The organism is Streptomyces sp. BF23-19 (genome assembly GCF_041106355.1).
Lineage (GTDB): Bacteria > Actinomycetota > Actinomycetes > Streptomycetales > Streptomycetaceae > Streptomyces > Streptomyces virginiae_A.
Window position 1 is genome coordinate 121,466 of sequence record NZ_JBGBPT010000002.1, and the last position, 17,357, is coordinate 138,822.

The following is a 17,357-nucleotide window of genomic DNA, read 5'->3' on the forward strand; positions in this document are numbered from 1 at the left end:
AAGGCCCGCCGCCACGCCTGGGGGTGAGCTTTGTCTCCGGTTCACAATGCCGGTGTGCCGACTCTGATCGCTTCGGTGCAGCGCGCGCTGAGGCTGCTCGAAGCGGCGGGGTCCCATAGCGAGGGAGCCCCGGCAAAACAGCTGGCGCGTGAGGCCGGGCTTCCGCTTCCCACCGCGTACCACCTGCTGCGCACACTGACGCACGAGGGCTATCTGCGCCGAGTGCGCGGAGTGTTCGTACTGGGCGAGGCCGCGGCGCGGCTCGCCGGTGGGGGACTCCAGCAGAAACGTCGCAGCATGATCCTCGACTCGCTCGCTCACTTCCGCGACGCGGTCGGGGCCCCCGTCTACTTCGCGGTCTACCGCGAGGGTGAGATCGAGGTCGTGGGTGTCTCGGACACTCCGACCAGCCCGGCCTGCGAGGAGTGGGCCGACTTCCGTGAGACCGGCCATGCGCACGCCATCGGGCAGTGCCTGCTCGGGCAACTCGACGAGAAGACGCGCAAGGACTACTACGACCGTCATCCGGTCGAGGCCATCACCCCCTATACCGTCCGCGATCTACGGTCCCTGGAAAACCGGATCGGGGCGCTCGGGCGAATGCAGCCGGTGATCGAACGTCAGGAATATGCCCTCGGCACGATCTGTGCCGCCATCCCCATTACGGCCGGCGATACGGTCGCGACGATGGCCATTTCTCTCCCTCTGCACCAAGAAGAACGATTGCTCTATGTAGTCAATCGGCTACAGAGTGAAGTAGGCGCGCTGTTGAGCACCCTCTCGTTCTCTATCAGTATCTGAAAACTCACTCCTTGTGATCTGCTACCGCTTCCACCACTCTTGTCAAGTGGGTCCTGGGGGATCATTCCTGGCCACTTCAACTACAGCGGGGTAGTCAATGCGCGAGTCGGTACAGGCAGAGGTCATGATGAGCTTCCTCGTTTCCGAGGAGCTCTCGTTCCGGATTCCGGTGGAACTCCGGTACGACGCACGCGACCCCTACGCAGTCCGCCTGACCTTCCACCTTCCCGGAGATGCGCCCGTGACCTGGGCGTTCGGCCGGGAACTCCTTCTCGACGGCATCAACAAGCCATGCGGTGACGGCGATGTGCACATCGCCCCCACCCACCCGGAGGATCTGTCCGACGTCCACATCCGCCTCCAGGTCGGCGGCGACCGGGCCCTGTTCCGCGCCAGCGCTGCGCCGCTCGTCGCGTTCCTCGACCGGACCGACCGGATCGTTCCCCTCGGACAGGAGCGCAACCTCGGGGACTTCGAGGAGAACCTCGACGAGGCCCTCGGCAAGATCCTCGCCGAATCGCAGCAGAACGAGCAGAACGCCGGCTGACCGGCTGACCGGCTGACCAGCTGACCGGCTGATCGGTTGACCAGCTGACCAGCTGACCGGCCGATCGGTTGATCCGCTGATCAGCGCTTGCGCCGCCGCCCCCGGCCGCGGACCGGCCCTGCGGCCGGGGCGCCGGCCGGGGATCCCGGTCGGTCGGCGGAAACCACCAGCGCGGCCAGCGCCGTTGTCACGGGCACCGAGGCCACCAGGCCGATCGACCCCACGAGGGTCCGTACGATCTCCTCCGCCACCAGCTCGCTGTTGGCCACCGAACCCATGCTGCTGTTCGCGATCGAGAACAGCAGGAGCAGTGGCAGCGCGGCACCCGCGTAGGCCAGTACCAGCGTGTTGACCACCGACGCGATGTGGTCGCGACCGATCCTGATCGCCGCCCGGTAGAGGGCGCGCGGCCCCATCGAGGGGTCCGCGTGGTGCAGTTCCCACACCGCCGACGTCTGGGTGACCGTCACGTCGTCGAGCACGCCCAGCGAGCCGATGATCACGCCTGCGAGCAGCAAACCACTCATGTCGATGTCCGGGTACAGCCCGTGGATCAGCCCGGTGTTGTCGTCGGTGTTGCCGCTGAGGAACGCCCAGTCGATGAACCCCGAACCGAGCAGCCCGATCAGCAACAGCGAGACGAGCGTGCCGAGAACGGCCACCGACGTACGGGCGGTCAGCCCGTGGCACATGTAGAGCGCGATCAGCATGATGGCGCTCGCCCCGACCACCGCGACGACCAGCGGGTTCGAACCCTGCAGGATGGCCGGGAGGATGAAGAGGGTCAGCACGCCGAAGCTGACCACCAGCGCGACCAGCGCGAACAGCCCGCGCATCCGCCCGACGAGGACGACGGCGGCCGCGAAGATGCCGGCCAGCAGCGCCATCGGGAGCTTGCGGTTCACGTCGATCACCGAGTACTGGAGGTCGCGCGGCGCGTCCGGCGCGTAGGCCACCACCACCTCCTGACCGTCCTCCAACTGCCGTGGTGCGCCCGGCTGGACGACCTCCACGAAGGTGCGGCCCTTGTCCGGGCCGCTGCTGACCTCGACGGTGGCCTTCTTGCACTCACCGGTCTGCTCGGCCTGCGCCTGGCGGCCCTCCGGGGTGGAAGGAGCGGCGGTCGTCGGTACCTGGGCGGCGTTCACGGTTTTGCAGTCGACCTGTTCGAGCGAGGTGACCACGCCCTGCTGGGTCTGCCGGTCGAACCCCACCCCCGTGCGCTCGTGGCCGGGGGCGCCGCCCGGCCAGAGCACCACCATGCCGACGAAGACGGCCGCGGCGAAGGGGATCAGCACGGCGGCGATGACCTTGCGCAGGTGCTTCGAGACGGGGGCCGCCGGGCCGTGGCCATGGCTGTGTCCGTGTCCGTGATCGTGGGACCGATCCGAGGGGCGCCCGCCGGAGTCCCCGCCGGAATGCGGGTCGGAATGCGGGTCCGAATGGCCGTCGGAGCGCCGGTCGGAGTGCCCGTCGGACGGTCTGGCGGACGGTTCGGGGCTCGCATGCGGGTGGCCGATGTGGCCAACGGTCTCTGTGGGCTCGGTGGGGGGCTGCGGCGAGGGCGTCACCAGCAGATCATCGCAAGAGATGAGGGGGCCCACTGTTCAGCACGCCATGGATGACGCTAGCGTGGGGGCACCTTTGCACAACGCGGGAGCTCGGAGCACCGGGCTGAGAGGACGCTGATCACCGTAAGGGCATCACAGATGCCTACGGGAAGAGGCTGCGTCGACCGCCGAACCTGTTACCGGGTAATGCCGGCGTAGGGAGATCAGGTCTCATGACCATTCAGGACGCACGCACGCCTGCCGTCAGCCAGGACGCCGACGGCCAGACCGAGCGCCAGCCGGGCTGGCACAAGGGATACCTGGCGGGCTCCCGCCCCGACCTCCGGGTGCCGGTCCGCCAGGTCCACCTCACCAACGGCAAGGACGTGACGCTCTACGACACGTCCGGTCCGTACACCGACCCGCAGATCGAGACCGACGTCCGCCGCGGTCTCGCGCCGCTGCGCGAGAACTGGATCATCAGCCGCGGGGACACCGAGGAGTACGCGGGCCGCCCCGTGCGCCCCGAGGACGACGGCATCAAGCACACCTCGCCGCGCGGGGGCCTCAAGAACCTCGACGCGGTCTTCCCGGGCCGTCCCCGCCAGCCCCGCCGTGGCCGCGACGGCGCCGCCGTCACGCAGCTCGCGTACGCCCGCCGGGGCGAGATCACCCCGGAGATGGAGTACGTCGCGATCCGCGAGAACGTCTCCCCCGAGGTCGTTCGCGAGGAGATCGCCGCAGGTCGCGCGGTACTTCCGGCGAACGTGAACCACCCCGAGATCGAGCCGATGATCATCGGCAAGCGGTTCCTGGTGAAGGTCAACGCCAACATCGGCAACTCCGCGGTCACCTCCTCCATCGAGGAGGAGGTCGACAAGATGACCTGGGCGACCAAGTGGGGCGCCGACACGGTCATGGACCTCTCGACCGGCCGCAACATCCACACCACCCGCGAGTGGGTGCTGCGCAACTCCCCCGTCCCGATCGGCACCGTGCCGCTCTACCAGGCGCTGGAAAAGGTCGACGGCCGTGCCGAGGACCTGACCTGGGAGATCTACAAGGACACGGTCATCGAGCAGGCCGAGCAGGGCGTCGACTACATGACGGTCCACGCCGGCGTGCTGCTGCCCTACGTGCCGCTGACCGCCCGCCGCAAGACCGGCATCGTCTCGCGCGGTGGCTCGATCATGGCCGCGTGGTGCCTCGCGCACCACAAGGAGAACTTCCTCTACACGAACTTCGAGGAGCTCTGCGAGATCCTCGCGACGTACGACGTCACGTACTCCCTCGGCGACGGTCTGCGCCCCGGCTCGATCGCGGACGCCAACGACGCGGCCCAGTTCGCCGAGCTGAAGACGCTGGGCGAGCTGAACACGATCGCCAAGCGCCACAACGTCCAGACGATGATCGAGGGCCCGGGCCACGTCCCGATGCACAAGATCAAGGAGAACATCGACCTCCAGCAGGAGATCTGCGAGGAGGCGCCGTTCTACACGCTCGGCCCGCTGACCACGGACGTCGCGCCCGCCTACGACCACATCACCTCGGGCATCGGCGCCGCGATGATCGCCTGGTGGGGTACCGCGATGCTCTGCTACGTGACGCCCAAGGAGCACCTGGGCCTGCCCAACCGTGACGACGTCAAGACCGGCGTCATCACGTACAAGATCGCGGCGCACGCCGCGGACCTGGCCAAGGGGCACCCGGGCGCCCAGGAGTGGGACGACGCCCTGTCGGACGCGCGGTTCGAGTTCCGCTGGGAGGACCAGTTCAACCTGGCCCTGGACCCGGACACGGCCCGTGAGTTCCACGACGAGACCCTCCCGGCGGAGCCGGCCAAGACCGCGCACTTCTGCTCGATGTGCGGTCCGAAGTTCTGCTCGATGAAGATCTCGCAGGACATCCGCCGTGAGCACGGTGGCGACCTGAAGGCGGAAGAGATCCAGGCGGGCATGGCGGAGAAGTCCGCCGAGTTCGCGGCCTCGGGCAGCCGCGTCTACCTGCCGCTGGCCGACTGACGCGCACGGTCGTCGGACAGACACGGTCGTCGGACAGGCACGACAGGCACGACCGGCACGACCGGCACGACCGGCACGACAGGACAGGCAGAGCAGGACAGCACAGCTGACGGCGAGGACCCGCGACCCTATGGGGGGAGTCGCGGGTCCTCGCCGTCTCGCCGTCAGGCGACCACCTGGTACTCCGGGTCCAGCTCGTGGCCGATCCGCCCGATGGCCCCCGACCACCTGCCGAAGCAGCTGAAGTGGCGGACGGGGTCAGTTCTGGTCCGGCTGGTGTTCCGGACCGCCGAAGTCCGGGCTCGTGAAGTCCGGAGGTGTGTAGCCGGGCCGGGGACTCTCCGACGGGGACCCCGGACTGGTGAAGTCCGGCCGGCTGTACCCCAGGTTGGGGATGCGGCCCGCCGCCGGTGTGCGGGGGGTCGGAAAGCCCGGGCCGGCGCTCGGGTCGGCCAGCGCGTCCCGCAGGAACGGCATGATGCCGCGCTCCAGCAGCGCGTGCCGCCAGGCCTCACGGGCCCGTGCGACCTCGTCGGGTATCGCCTCGGTCTCGTCCGCCGCCACCTCGGTCGAGCTGTTGCGGACGGCCGTCACCAGCAGCCCGATCACCGCGAAGAGCAGGGCGGCCGCGGTGAGCCCGCCGAAGAGCCAACCCGCCGTCAGCATCGTCTCGGCGAAGGCCGGTTCGGGCTCGATCATCTTCAGGATGTAGCCGACGAGCAGGAAGATCAGCATGGCGGTGCCCGCCAGGACGGGCGCGAGGACCGCGACCACGGCGCTGATGCCCGCGCCGCCACCGCTGCCCTCGGCGCCGTCCTCGTCTCCCGTCGTACCGGGCGAGGCCAGTACCTCGTCGCGTCGTTCCTCGCGGACCTTCACGTAGTGGCCGTACTCGGCGGCGGCCGCTGCCGCCAGCAGGGCGCTGGCCCCCTGGGCCATGGTGCGCAGCTGTTCGGCGTTCAGCCGTTCGCCGAGGGTGGCGAGCTCGGGCCGCTCGCGCGCGGCGCGCAGCGCCTCGTCGACGAGCCGATCGAACTCCGGTCGGTCTTCGGTCAGCAGGTGCGGAGCGCTGGTCATGTGCATCCCCCGATGCTCCGTAGAAGCCGGTATGCCCGCGTAGACCCGGGCGCCGGCACAAACGGAGGAGAGCCTGCTACGGATAGAGCGATGGTAGAGCGCCCACGCCACGCCGTGACAGGGGCTTTCCGGAAATACCCCTCTCCGTAAGCTCTCAGTCGCTCAGGGGGAGTTGTACGACAAGCAGTTTGCCCGCCATCGTCACCCCGCCGTCCATCGCGATGGCCAGCCCCTCCGCGTACACGTGCGGGCCGTCCACGGCCTCGGGTCCGCGCGATTCGTCGCCGTCCTCGGTGCCGACCTCGCCGAGCAGGTACGGGATGGGGCTGTGCCCGTGGACGACGCGGCTGCCGCCGTAGGTGTCGAGGAGTTCCCGTACGGCCGCCGGGCCGGTTCCCTCGTCGCGGAAGGCGAACCGCTTGGTGAACTTGCGGAAGAGGTCCCAGGTGATGTCGGCGTCGCCGCGGTTGAGGAGCTCGTGGATGGTGTCGTTGACGTCCTCGATGGAGTCGCCGTAGTCGAGGTAGGCCGTGGTGTCGGAGTGCAGCAGCAGGTGGCCTTCCTCCAGGACGGCCGCGTCCAGCCGCGACATCCACTGCAGGTGGACGTCCTGCAGGCGCTCCATGTCGGTGCGCTGGCCGCCGTTGAGGAGCCAGGCGGCCTGGAAGGTGGCGGTGCCGGCGCCGGAGACGACCGGGGTGTCGCCGAACCGCTTGGCGCCGATGAGCAGGAGTTCGTGATTGCCCATCAGGGCCTTGCAGTAGCCGCCGGCGGCGGCGGCCTCGGCGGACAGTCGCATGACGAGGTCGATGACGCCGATGCCGTCGGGGCCGCGGTCGGTGAAGTCGCCGAGGAACCAGAGCCGGGCGTTGCCGGCGGACCAGCGGCGCTCGGCGTCGATCAGACCCTGGGCGTGGAGTTCGGTGACGAGCTCGTCGAGGTAGCCGTGGACGTCGCCGACGACGTAGAGCGGGCCGGGGCCCGCGGCCTGCTCCTGGGGCACGTACTGGACCTGGACGGTGTCGCCGGGGCCACCGAGCGCGCCGCGCCCGATGACGGGCAGGTCCCGGTAGGTCGGGGTGTAGCCCTCGGGCTCGTCCTCGTCGGGGCCCTGGGTCGACGCGTGGGCCGGTTCCACGTCGGCGTGCGGGTGGAGACGCGTGTCGGGGTACGAAGGCTGCTGCGCGGGCTGCTGGGGCCCGGCAGGCTGCTGCGGTACGACCGGCTGCTGCTGAGGCACGGCCGGCCGCTGTACGGGCGCCTGCGGCGGATAGCCCGGCTGTGGGGGCATGTTCGGCGTGCCGTCCTCGTAGTACGCCGGGTACTCGCCGTAGACCGGAGTCTCGCCGGGCAGCCCGGTGGACGTGGATACGGCGTACAGGGCGGGTTCGGTGACTGGAACCCGGAAGTCCCGCAGCGTGTCCGTCCGCATCGCGGGTCCCTGACCGGCCCCCTGAGTCATCGACCCCTCCACCACCGTCGCGCTGCCGTACACCTGCGGACCCTCCTGACCTCCAGGGAGGAGGGTCCGTGATGTCGTGCGCCCATCATAGGAATGCGGCTCGCGCTCTGTGACGCACCAGGGGTGGTGAATCCTTTACGGAGCGGATCGTTCCTACCGTTTTCTACCGATATCGGTGTTGCTGAAATCGTCGGCCGGTCCTTGGTCGGTGCTCGTGCGGTGTTCGGATGACCTTCGGACGGTCCTGGGTCGGCCTCTCGACAGGCCGACCGGACGGTCTGTCGGTCAGTCCTGGGCCGGCGAACGGGGCGGGCTGACGGTCGTGCGGGGCTGTCGGCGCTGCGACGAGGTACGGATGATGAGTTCGGTCGGGACGACCTGCTCGACGGGACGCCCGGTGTTCACTCCCTCGATCGCGTCGATGAGGAGCTGGACGACGGCGGTGCCGATGCGGCGGGGTTTGAGGGACAGGGTGGTGATGGGCGGCTCGGTGTTCGCGTAGACGGTGGACTCGCTGCAGCACACGAGCAGCAGGTCCTCGGGGACGCGCAGGCCGTAGCGGCGGGCGGCGGCGAGCAGATCGGTGCCGTTGGGGTCGAAGAGCCCGTAGACCGCGTCGGGCCGGTCGGGGCGGGCGAGGAGCCGGTCGGCGGCGACGGCGCCCGCGCACGGGTCGTGCGCGGGGTAGGACTCGTAGACCGGGTCCTGGCCGACGCGCTCGCACCAGCTGAGGTAGGCGGTGGTGGAGAGTCGGGTGTAGGTGTCGGTGGTGGTCCCGGTCAGCAGTCCGATCCGGCGGGCGCCGGCGGCGGCGAGGTGGTCGAGCAGGCCGAGTACGGCGGCCTCGTGGTCGTTGTCGACCCAGGCGGTGACGGGGAGGGAGCCTGCGGGGCGGCCGTCGGAGACCACGGGCAGACCTTGGCGGACCAGTTCGGTGACGACGGGATCGTGGTCGGAGGGATCGATGACGACGGTGCCGTCGAGGGCGACGTTGGACCACACGTCGTGGCGGGAGGTGGCGGGGAGGATGACCAGGGCGTAGCCGCGGGCGAGCGCGGCGGAGGTGGCGGCCCTGGCCATCTCGGCGAAGTAGGCGAATTCGGTGAAGGTGAAAGGTTCTTCCCCGTACGTCGTCACGGTCAGGCCGATGAGGCCGGACTTGCCGGTACGGAGGGTGCGGGCGGCGGCCGACGGGCGGTAGCCCAGCCGGTCGGCCACTTCGCGAACGTGGCGGCGGGTGGCGTCGGGCAGCCGTCCCTTGCCATTGAGCGCGTCGGAGACGGTTGTGATGGAGACGCCCGCCGCGGCGGCCACGTCCCTGATGCCGGCCCGGCCCTGTCGGCCGGCGGCCCGCCGGGTGGTCTCGGTCCGGCTCACCTGATGCTTCCCTGCTGCTGTCATGGCGAGCCGATAGTAGGGCTCGGTGGGGAGGGTGGTCTGGGTGCATATGCAGGCATTGACAGGCACGTTTCTGCATGGTTCGCCACCCCAAATGACCTTGGAAATGAAGGTGTTTGGTCGCTGAGGGTGAGTGTGGAGCTTGTCGTCGGGTCCGGGCATGCCAAAACGATGCGATCTCGGGCCGTTCTCAACTCACCTGCACGAGGGATGCGCGCCACGGCGCAGGCCACCGGCGCGCGCATATATGCGTGCGCTCCCCCGCATTCCTGGCGCCCCCATTCTCGGAACGGCGGAATCCTCATAAGGTGAGCAGTATTGAGTCGACGGCGACGTCGGACGGGACGGTCGAGGAGGACCTGCGGTGAGCGAGAAGAGCCCGAAGCTGCGCGCCGAGCTGGACGGCATTCCGACATACAAGCCCGGCAAGCCGGCTGCCGCGGGAGGGCCTGTCGCGTACAAGCTGTCCTCGAACGAGAACCCGTATCCGCCGCTGTCGGGCGTGCTGGAGACCGCGGTCGCCGCGGCCGGGAACTTCAACCGGTACCCCGACATGGCCTGCACCGGCCTCGTGAACGAGCTCGCCGAGCGCTTCGGCGTGCCGGTCGAGCACATCGCCACGGGCACCGGTTCGGTCGGCGTGGCCCAGTCGCTGATCCAGTCGACCGCCGGCCCGGGCGACGAGGTGATGTACGCCTGGCGCTCCTTCGAGGCGTACCCGATCATCACGCAGATCTCGGGCGCTACCTCGGTGCGGGTTCCGCTGACCGACGGCGACGTGCACGACCTGGACGCCATGGCCGCGGCGATCACCGACCGGACCCGGCTGATCTTCGTCTGCAACCCGAACAACCCCACCGGCACGGCCGTGCGCCGCGCCGAGCTGGAGCGCTTCCTGGACCAGGTGCCCTCGGACGTCCTGGTGGTCCTGGACGAGGCGTACCGCGAGTTCGTGCGTGACGCGGACGTACCGGACGGCATCGAGCTCTACCGCAACCGCCCGAACGTCGCCGTGCTGCGTACGTTCTCCAAGGCGTACGGGCTGGCCGGCCTGCGGGTCGGCTTCGCGGTGGCGCACGAGCCGGTGGCTGCGGCGCTGCGCAAGACGGCGGTGCCCTTCGGCGTCAGCCAGCTCGCGCAGGACGCGGCGGTGGCCTCGCTGCGCGCCGAGGACGAGCTGATGGGCCGCGTCGGGGCGCTGGTGAGCGAGCGCACGCGGGTGCACGAGGCGCTGGTCGCCCAGGGCTGGACCGTGCCGGACACGCAGGCGAACTTCGTGTGGATGCGGCTGGGGGAGCGGACCGGCGCGTTCGCGGAGGCCTGCGAGAAGGCCGGTGTGGTGGTCCGGCCCTTCGCGGGCGAGGGCCTGCGGGTCACGATCGGTGAGACCGAGGCGAACGACCTCTTCCTGCACGCGGCCGCGGCGTTCTTCAAGGAGCTCTAGGCGCTGACGGCCGGACCGTCCCGGTTGTCCGGGACGGCCGAGGCCGCGGAGGCTGCGGAATCGGCTGAGGCGGCCGAGCCGGTCAGACGAGTTCCACGCGGACGGGATCGCCGTCGCGGACGGTGGACAGCAGGCGGGGGTCGCCGTCGAAGGAGCCGAGCACGTTGCACGGGCTCGCGAGGCGGCTCTCGCCTCCGCGTGAGATCGGCGTGGGGCCGTAGGGCAGCGCGAGAGCGTCGCCCTCGGTCCAGAACGCGACCGTGCCGGGGGCGACGACCTGCTGGGCGTCGTCCTCCAGCGCGACGGAGACTCCGGTGTCGAAGTAGACCTCCTCGCCCCAGGTGTTGGCGGAGGCGGAAATCGGCAGGGCCTCGACCAGTGCCTTGCTGGTCGGGGTCTCGTCGAGGGTTGCGGTGAGCTGGCCCGCGGGCCAGGAGATTCGTATCTGCATGCGCTGAATTCAACAATCTGTTGAATCGATTGGCTAGAGGGGTACCCCCCTCGAAGGTGGCCGAGAGTGGTACGACATAATGCTTGTGAATGTGAACGCGTTCACAAGCGTGTCCTGCTTCCTCCCGATATGGAGGGAACCCGCCAGGCAGACTGCGGCTGTGACCACGGCGACGACAAGGAGAAGACGACGTGGACCTAGCTTTGGCGCCGGAGACATTGGCGCGATGGCAGTTCGGCATTACGACCGTCTACCACTTCCTCTTCGTGCCCCTGACGATCTCGCTCGCCGCCCTTACGGCGGGTTTGCAGACGGCGTGGGTGCGCACCGAGAAGGAGAAGTACCTCAGAGCGACGAAGTTCTGGGGGAAGCTCTTCTTGATCAATATCGCGATGGGTGTCGTCACCGGCATCGTCCAGGAGTTCCAGTTCGGCATGAACTGGTCCGACTACTCGCGATTCGTCGGCGACATCTTCGGGGCCCCCCTGGCCTTCGAAGCACTGATCGCCTTCTTCTTCGAGTCGACCTTCATCGGTCTGTGGATCTTCGGCTGGGACAAGCTGCCGAAGAAGATCCACCTGGCGTGCATCTGGATGGTGTCCATGGGCACCGTCCTGTCCGCCTATTTCATCCTGGCGGCCAATTCCTGGATGCAGCACCCGGTTGGGTACCGCATCAACGAGGAGCGGGGCCGGGCGGAGCTCACCGACTTCTGGCTCGTGCTGACCCAGAACACCGCGCTCACCCAGTTCTTCCACACCATCACGGCCGCCTTCCTGGTCGGTGGCGCGTTCATGGCCGGAATATCGGCCTTCCACCTGGCGCGCAAGAAGCACATCCCCGTGATGCGGAGCTCGCTGCGCCTCGGCCTGATCGTCCTGATCATCGCCGGTATGGGCACCGCGATCAGCGGTGACCTGCTCGGCAAGGTGATGTTCAAGCAGCAGCCCATGAAGATGGCCGCCGCCGAGGCCCTCTGGGACGGCGAGGCGCCGGCTCCCTTCTCGGTCTTCGCCTACGGCGACGTCGAGAAGGGCCACAACAAGGTCGCGATAGAGATCCCGGGCCTGCTGTCCTTCCTGGCCAACGACGACTTCACCTCCTTCGTCCCCGGCATCAACGACGTCAACAAGGCGGAGCAGGAGAAGTTCGGTCCCGGCGACTACCGGCCCAACATCCCGGTCGCCTACTGGGGCTTCCGCTGGATGATCGGCTTCGGCATGGCCTCGCTGGGTGTCGGCGTGCTGGGCCTGTGGCTGACGCGCAAGAAGTTCATGCTGCCGCCGGGTCTGCGGACCGGGGAGGACGAGGTCCCGAACCTGGTCCTCTTCAAGAAGGCGCTGAGCCCGAAGTTCGCCAACCTGTACTGGATCGTCGCGCTCTGGACGATGGGCTTCCCGCTCATCGCCAACTCCTGGGGCTGGATCTTCACCGAGATGGGCCGCCAGCCCTGGGTCGTCTACGGAGTCCTGCGCACCCGGGACGCGGTCTCGCCGAACGTGTCGCAGGGCGAGGTGCTGACCTCGATGATCGGCTTCACGCTCCTGTACGCCGTGCTCGCCGTGATCGAGGTCAAGCTCCTCGTCAAGTACGTCAAGGCCGGCCCGCCCGAACTCACCGAGGCAGACCTCAACCCACCCACCAAGATCGGTGGGGACGACAAGAACCCCGACCGGCCGATGGCCTTCTCGTACTGAGGCCGAGGAGCGCACACCATGCAACTCCACGATGTCTGGTTCGTACTCATCGCCGTCCTGTGGACCGGCTACTTCTTCCTGGAGGGCTTCGACTTCGGGGTCGGCGTACTGACCAAGCTGCTCGCCCGTGACCGCACGGAGAGGAGGGTCCTGATCAACACGATCGGACCCGTGTGGGACGGGAACGAGGTCTGGCTGCTCACCGCGGGCGGTGCCACCTTCGCCGCCTTCCCCGACTGGTACGCCACCCTCTTCTCGGGCTTCTACCTGCCGCTGCTGCTCATCCTGATCTGCCTCATCATTCGTGGCGTGGCCTTCGAGTACCGGCACAAGCGCCCCGAGGACCGCTGGCAGACCAACTGGGAACACGCGATCTTCTGGACCTCGCTGATCCCCGCGTTCCTGTGGGGCGTCGCCTTCGCCAACATCGTGCGCGGCGTCAAGATCGATGAGAACAAGGAGTACGTCGGCAGCTTCCTCGACCTGCTGAACGTCTACTCGATCCTCGGCGGACTGGTCACCCTCACCCTGTTCACCTTCCACGGCACGGTCTTCACCTCGCTCAAGACCGTCGGTGACATCCGGGACCGCTCGCGGAAGCTGGCGACCCGGCTGGGCGTCGTCACCGCCGTACTGGCCCTGGTCTTCCTCATCTGGACCCAGGTCTCGCGCGGCGACGGTACGAGCCTGATCGCGATGATCGTCGCGGTGCTGGCGCTGGTCGGGGCCCTCGGCTTCAACCTCGCCGGCCGCGAGGGCTGGTCGTTCGCCCTGTCCGGGGTCACCATCGCGGCCGCGGTCGCGATGCTCTTCCTCACGCTCTTCCCGAACGTCATGCCGTCCTCGCTGAACGAGGCCTGGAACCTCACGGTCACCAACTCCTCGTCCAGCGCGTACACCCTGAAGATCATGACCTGGTGTGCGGCCGTGGCCACCCCGCTCGTACTGCTCTACCAGGGCTGGACGTACTGGGTGTTCCGCAAGCGGATCGGGACGCAGCACATCGTCGATGTGCACTGATCCATCCACCGATCCGTGCACCGAACGGGTACCGGGCCCCGCGCCCGGTCCCCGCGACCTGTGACCCGCCCGTCCGGCTGACGACCTCCCCGAGGGGATGTTTCACGTGAAACCGATCGACCCGCGCCTGCTCCGGTACGCCCGGTCCACCCGCCTCTTCCTGGGGGCGGTGGTGGCCCTGGGCCTTGCCGGGGCGGGGCTGGTCGTCGGTCAGGCGATGCTGATCGCCGAGATCGTGGTCGGAGCCTTCCAACAGGGGCTCGACGGCCAAGCGCTCCGAACGCCCCTGCTGCTGCTCGCGGCGGTGGCGTTCGGGCGCGGGCTGATCGCCTGGCTCACGGAGTTGGCCGCGCACCGGGCGGGCGCGGCGGTCAAGTCGGAGCTGCGGCGCAGGCTGCTGGACCGGGCCGCGGAGCTCGGGCCCGGGTGGCTGGCCGGGCAGCGGACCGGATCGCTGGTGTCACTGGCCACCCGGGGCGTGGACGCGCTCGACGACTACTTCTCCCGCTACCTGCCCCAGCTGGGGCTCGCGGTGGTCGTGCCGGTGGCCGTGTTGGCCCGTATCGTCACCGAGGACTGGGTGTCGGCGGCCATCATCGTCGTGACGCTGCCCCTGATCCCCGTGTTCATGATTCTCATCGGCATGGCCACTCAGTCCCGGATGGACCGCCAGTGGCGCCTGCTGTCCCGGCTCTCGGGGCATTTCCTCGACGTGGTGGCCGGGCTTCCCACGCTCAAGGTCTTCGGCCGGGCGAAGGCGCAGGCCGAGTCGATCCGCAAGATCACCGATGACTACCGGCGGGCGACGATGCGGACCCTACGCATCGCCTTCCTCTCCTCCTTCGCCCTGGAACTGCTGGCGACCCTGTCGGTGGCCCTGGTGGCCGTGACCATCGGCATGCGGCTGGTCCACGGCGAACTGGACCTCTACACCGGACTGGTCATCCTGATCCTGGCGCCCGAGGCATATCTGCCGCTGCGGCAGGTGGGAGCCCAGTACCACGCGGCCGCCGAAGGGCTGGCGGCCGCCGACGAGATCTTCGAGGTCCTGGAGACCCGCACCACCGGTACGACCGGTACGGCCGAGCTGCCGGCCGGCGCTCCCCTGCGGATCGAGATCGAGGGCATCGCCGTGCGCTACGAGGGCCGCGGGGAGGACTCGCCCCGGCCGGTCTCGCTGACGGTCGGGCCGGGGGAGTGCGTGGCGCTGACCGGCCCCAGCGGAGCGGGCAAGTCCACCCTGCTCCAGGTGTTGCTGGGATTCGTGACGCCGACCGCCGGGCGGATCCGCGTCGCGGGCGTGGACCTGGCCGAGCTGTCGCCGGCGCAGTGGCGGCAGCAGATCGCCTGGGTGCCGCAGCGGCCGCACCTGTTCGCCGGAACGATCGCCGAGAACGTACGGCTGGCCCGCGCGGGTGCCTCCGACGCCGATGTGGCCGAGGCGTTGAAGGACGCCGGGGCCTGGGAGTTCGTGACCGCGCTGCCGCGCGGGGTGCAGACCCCGCTGGGTGAGGGTGGTGTCGGGCTGTCCGCCGGACAGCGGCAGCGGCTGGCCCTGGCGCGCGCGTTCCTGGCGGACCGGCCCGTGCTGCTGCTGGACGAGCCGACGGCGGCGCTGGACGGCGAGACCGAGGCGGGCATCGTGGACGCGGTCCGGCGGCTCTCCACGGGACGGACCGTGCTGCTGGTCGTGCACCGACCGGCGCTGCTCGCCGTCGCGGACCGGGTGGTGGAGATGGCGGCGGGCGAGGGCCCCGAGGGGCTTCTCACCAATGGGGCACTCCCCCGCCGCGCCGCCTCCTCGGTCGGCGCCGAACTGCTGTCCTCGGGCGCGGCAGGTGACGGCGGTCAGCACGTCCCGGACACCGGCGAGTGGATCCTCGGCTCGGCGCGTGAGCGGGCGGGCGTACCTGCCGACGGCACGACCGCTTCCGGCACGCCCGGTTCGGGTGCGGCGGGTTCGGGTGCGCCCGGTTCGGGTGCGGTGGGTTCGCGTGCGGCGGGTGATCCGCTGCGCCGGGTGCGCGCGGTCGCCAGGGCGTGGCAAGGACGGTTCAGGCTCGGACTGTTGCTCGGCGCGCTGGCCGTCGGATGCAGCGTCGGCCTGATGGCCGTGTCGGGCTGGCTGATCTCGCGGGCCTCGGAACAGCCGCCCGTGCTCTACCTGATGGTGGCCGTCACCGCCACCCGGGCCTTCGGAATGGGCCGCGCCGTCTTCCGGTACGCCGAGCGGCTCGTCTCGCACGACGCCGTGCTGCGGATGCTCGCCGACCTGCGGGTCTCCGTGTACCGCCGACTGGAGCGCATCGTGCCCGCCGGGCTGCGCGAGCACCGGCGCGGGGACCTGCTGGCCCGGCTGGTGGCCGACGCCGACGCACTGCAGGACTACTGGCTGCGCTGGTTGCTGCCCGTAGGCACCGCCGTCCTCGTCGGCACGGGCTCGGTCGCCTTCACGGCCTGGCTGCTGCCCGAGGCCGGAGTCGTACTCGCCGTCGGACTGCTCGCCGCCGGTATCGCGGTACCCCTGGTCAGCGGGGCCTGCGCCCGTCGTGCGGAGCGCAGGCTCGCGCCGGCCCGCGGCGAACTCGCCACTCGGGTGGCCGATCTGCTCACCGGGACCGCGGAGCTGACCGTGGCCGGTGCGTTGGAGGACCGCAAGGGCCGGACGCGCGAGAGCGACGGCCTGCTGACGCGCATCGCCGCGCGGGGCTCGGCCGCGGCCGGACTGGGCGGCGGCCTGTCGGCCCTGGTGTGCGGGCTCACCGTCGTGGCCGCCGCGGCCGTTGCCGCGAACGCCGTCCACGACGGCCGGCTGTCCGGGGTGGCCATGGCCGTCGCGGTCCTGACGCCGCTGGCCGCCTTCGAGGCGGTGAACGGGCTTCCGCTCGCCGTCCAGTACCGCCAGCGGGTCCGCCGTAGCGCCGAGCGGGTCTACGAGGTCATCGACGCGTCGGTCCCGGTCGCCGAGCCGGAGCAGCCTGCCGCGGCTCCCGCTTCGCCGTTCCCGCTGCGGTTGACGGGGCTCACCGCCCGCCACCCGGGGCAGGAGCGTGCCGCCCTGCGGGACCTGGACCTGACCCTGGAGGCCGGCCGCCGCATCGCCGTCGTCGGTCCCTCGGGATCCGGCAAGACCACCTTGGCCCAGGTCCTCCTCCGGTTCCTGGATCCTGCCGAAGGCGCGTACAGCCTGGGCGGGAGCGACGCGCGCACGCTCGACGGCGACGACGTACGCGCCCTCGTGGGCCTGTGCGCCCAGGACGCCCACATCTTCGACAGCTCGGTCCGGGAGAACCTGCGCCTGGCCCGGACCGGGGCGAGCGAGGAGCAGCTGCGCCAGGCGCTGGCCGGGGCCCGGCTGCTGGAGTGGGCCGACGGTCTTCCCGACGGGCTGGACACGCTGGTCGGCGAGCACGGTGAGCGGATCTCGGGTGGTCAGCGCCAGCGACTGGCCCTGGCCCGGGCGCTGCTCGCGGACTTCCCGGTGCTGGTCCTGGACGAGCCGGCCGAGCATCTGGACCTGGTCACGGCGGACGCCCTGACGGCGGATCTGCTGGCCGCGACCGAGGGCCGGACCACCATGCTGATCACGCACCGGCTGGCCGGCCTGGAGGCGGTCGACGAGGTGCTCGTGCTGGACCGCGGCGAGGTGGTGCAGCGTGGCCCGTACGCGGAGCTGGCCGCCGCCGAGGGACCGCTGCGGAGGCTGCTGGAGCGGGAAAGGGCAACGGACGGAACTTTGGCCAACTTTCCCCGCCAATAGGGACTAACTACGCTCAGGACCATGTCAGCGCAGCAGTCGCAGGAATCGCCGGATCCCTCATCGGGGCCATTGCCGGATCCGTTGCCGGGACCGTCGGTACCGCCGGGACCGTCGAGCACTGCGGGAGCC

12 protein-coding genes and 1 riboswitch are annotated in these 17,357 nt (G+C 69.7%); of the genes, 7 read left to right on the top strand and 5 right to left on the bottom strand.

From position 1 onward, the window contains the following. Nucleotides 1–54: 54 nt before the first annotated feature. Both AB8A24_RS01780 and AB8A24_RS01785 read left to right on the top strand, forming a co-directional pair. Nucleotides 55–801: a helix-turn-helix domain-containing protein gene (locus AB8A24_RS01780; RefSeq protein WP_328962582.1), complete on the top strand. Its 747-nt coding sequence runs from the start codon at nt 55–57 to the stop codon at nt 799–801. A gap of 97 nt (nt 802–898) precedes the next feature. Continuing rightward, complete coding sequence (locus tag AB8A24_RS01785; protein WP_030008369.1) at nt 899–1,348, top strand: SsgA family sporulation/cell division regulator; 450 nt, start codon at nt 899–901, stop codon at nt 1,346–1,348. An 80-nt stretch (nt 1,349–1,428) separates the two neighbouring features. Here AB8A24_RS01785 and AB8A24_RS01790 read toward each other — a convergent pair whose 3' ends face one another. Further along, nucleotides 1,429–2,952: a YibE/F family protein gene (locus AB8A24_RS01790; protein ID WP_328962583.1), complete on the bottom strand. Its 1,524-nt coding sequence runs from the start codon at nt 2,950–2,952 to the stop codon at nt 1,429–1,431. Between the two features lie 39 nt (nt 2,953–2,991). After that, nucleotides 2,992–3,137: riboswitch (TPP riboswitch) on the top strand. Between AB8A24_RS01790 and thiC the strand changes: the two genes are divergently transcribed. Further along, complete coding sequence (gene thiC / locus AB8A24_RS01795) at nt 3,132–4,919, top strand: phosphomethylpyrimidine synthase ThiC (protein WP_266383219.1); 1,788 nt, start codon at nt 3,132–3,134, stop codon at nt 4,917–4,919. Its footprint overlaps the riboswitch before it by 6 nt. Before the next feature lie 258 nt (nt 4,920–5,177). On the opposite strand, the gene AB8A24_RS01800 is transcribed toward thiC, so the two are convergent. The 3 genes from AB8A24_RS01800 to AB8A24_RS01810 all read right to left on the bottom strand — a co-directional run bounded on the left by AB8A24_RS01800 (nt 5,178) and on the right by AB8A24_RS01810 (nt 8,859). Next, nucleotides 5,178–6,002, bottom strand: coding sequence for a hypothetical protein (locus AB8A24_RS01800; RefSeq protein ID WP_328962584.1), 825 nt, complete (start codon nt 6,000–6,002; stop codon nt 5,178–5,180). Nucleotides 6,003–6,150: 148 nt separating this feature from the next. Then, nucleotides 6,151–7,458: a metallophosphoesterase gene (locus AB8A24_RS01805; RefSeq protein ID WP_369474364.1), complete on the bottom strand. Its 1,308-nt coding sequence runs from the start codon at nt 7,456–7,458 to the stop codon at nt 6,151–6,153. Between the two features lie 285 nt (nt 7,459–7,743). Further along, nucleotides 7,744–8,859, bottom strand: a complete 1,116-nt coding sequence (locus AB8A24_RS01810; protein WP_328962586.1) for a LacI family DNA-binding transcriptional regulator — start codon at nt 8,857–8,859, stop codon at nt 7,744–7,746. Between the two features lie 361 nt (nt 8,860–9,220). Here AB8A24_RS01810 and hisC point away from each other — a divergent pair, with 361 nt between their 5' ends. Then, nucleotides 9,221–10,300, top strand: a complete 1,080-nt coding sequence (hisC, locus tag AB8A24_RS01815; RefSeq protein WP_328962587.1) for a histidinol-phosphate transaminase — start codon at nt 9,221–9,223, stop codon at nt 10,298–10,300. Nucleotides 10,301–10,382: 82 nt separating this feature from the next. Here the strand turns inward: hisC and AB8A24_RS01820 are convergent, their stop codons facing one another. After that, the gene (locus AB8A24_RS01820; protein ID WP_328962588.1) at nt 10,383–10,751 is read right to left on the bottom strand and encodes a cyclophilin-like fold protein; all 369 of its coding nucleotides are present in this window, start codon (nt 10,749–10,751) and stop codon (nt 10,383–10,385) included. 191 nt (nt 10,752–10,942) lie between these two features. On the opposite strand from AB8A24_RS01820, the gene AB8A24_RS01825 reads away from it, so the two are divergent. The 3 genes from AB8A24_RS01825 (at nt 10,943) to cydD (ending at nt 17,228) form a co-directional block, all read left to right on the top strand. Beyond that, entirely contained in the window at nt 10,943–12,448 is a 1,506-nt protein-coding gene (locus AB8A24_RS01825; RefSeq protein ID WP_266383230.1) for a cytochrome ubiquinol oxidase subunit I, read from the top strand. An 18-nt stretch (nt 12,449–12,466) separates the two neighbouring features. Then, complete coding sequence (gene cydB / locus AB8A24_RS01830) at nt 12,467–13,468, top strand: cytochrome d ubiquinol oxidase subunit II (RefSeq protein ID WP_369474367.1); 1,002 nt, start codon at nt 12,467–12,469, stop codon at nt 13,466–13,468. Between the two features lie 106 nt (nt 13,469–13,574). Then, on the top strand, nt 13,575–17,228 hold the full coding sequence (cydD, locus tag AB8A24_RS01835; RefSeq protein ID WP_369474368.1) for a thiol reductant ABC exporter subunit CydD: 3,654 nt from the start codon (nt 13,575–13,577) through the stop codon (nt 17,226–17,228). The last annotated feature ends 129 nt before the right edge of the window (nt 17,229–17,357 follow it).

What these genes read in the sequence shown, in the direction of transcription:
- thiC (WP_266383219.1), top strand. Translation starts at nt 3,132, where the DNA reads ATGACCATTCAGGACGCACGCACGCCTGCCGTCAGCCAGGACGCCGAC.
- AB8A24_RS01800 (WP_328962584.1), bottom strand. Translation starts at nt 6,002, where the DNA reads ATGCACATGACCAGCGCTCCGCACCTGCTGACCGAAGACCGACCGGAG.
- AB8A24_RS01785 (WP_030008369.1), top strand. Translation starts at nt 899, where the DNA reads ATGCGCGAGTCGGTACAGGCAGAGGTCATGATGAGCTTCCTCGTTTCC.
- AB8A24_RS01805 (WP_369474364.1), bottom strand. Translation starts at nt 7,458, where the DNA reads ATGACTCAGGGGGCCGGTCAGGGACCCGCGATGCGGACGGACACGCTG.
- AB8A24_RS01820 (WP_328962588.1), bottom strand. Translation starts at nt 10,751, where the DNA reads ATGCAGATACGAATCTCCTGGCCCGCGGGCCAGCTCACCGCAACCCTC.
- cydB (WP_369474367.1), top strand. Translation starts at nt 12,467, where the DNA reads ATGCAACTCCACGATGTCTGGTTCGTACTCATCGCCGTCCTGTGGACC.
- AB8A24_RS01810 (WP_328962586.1), bottom strand. Translation starts at nt 8,859, where the DNA reads ATGACAGCAGCAGGGAAGCATCAGGTGAGCCGGACCGAGACCACCCGG.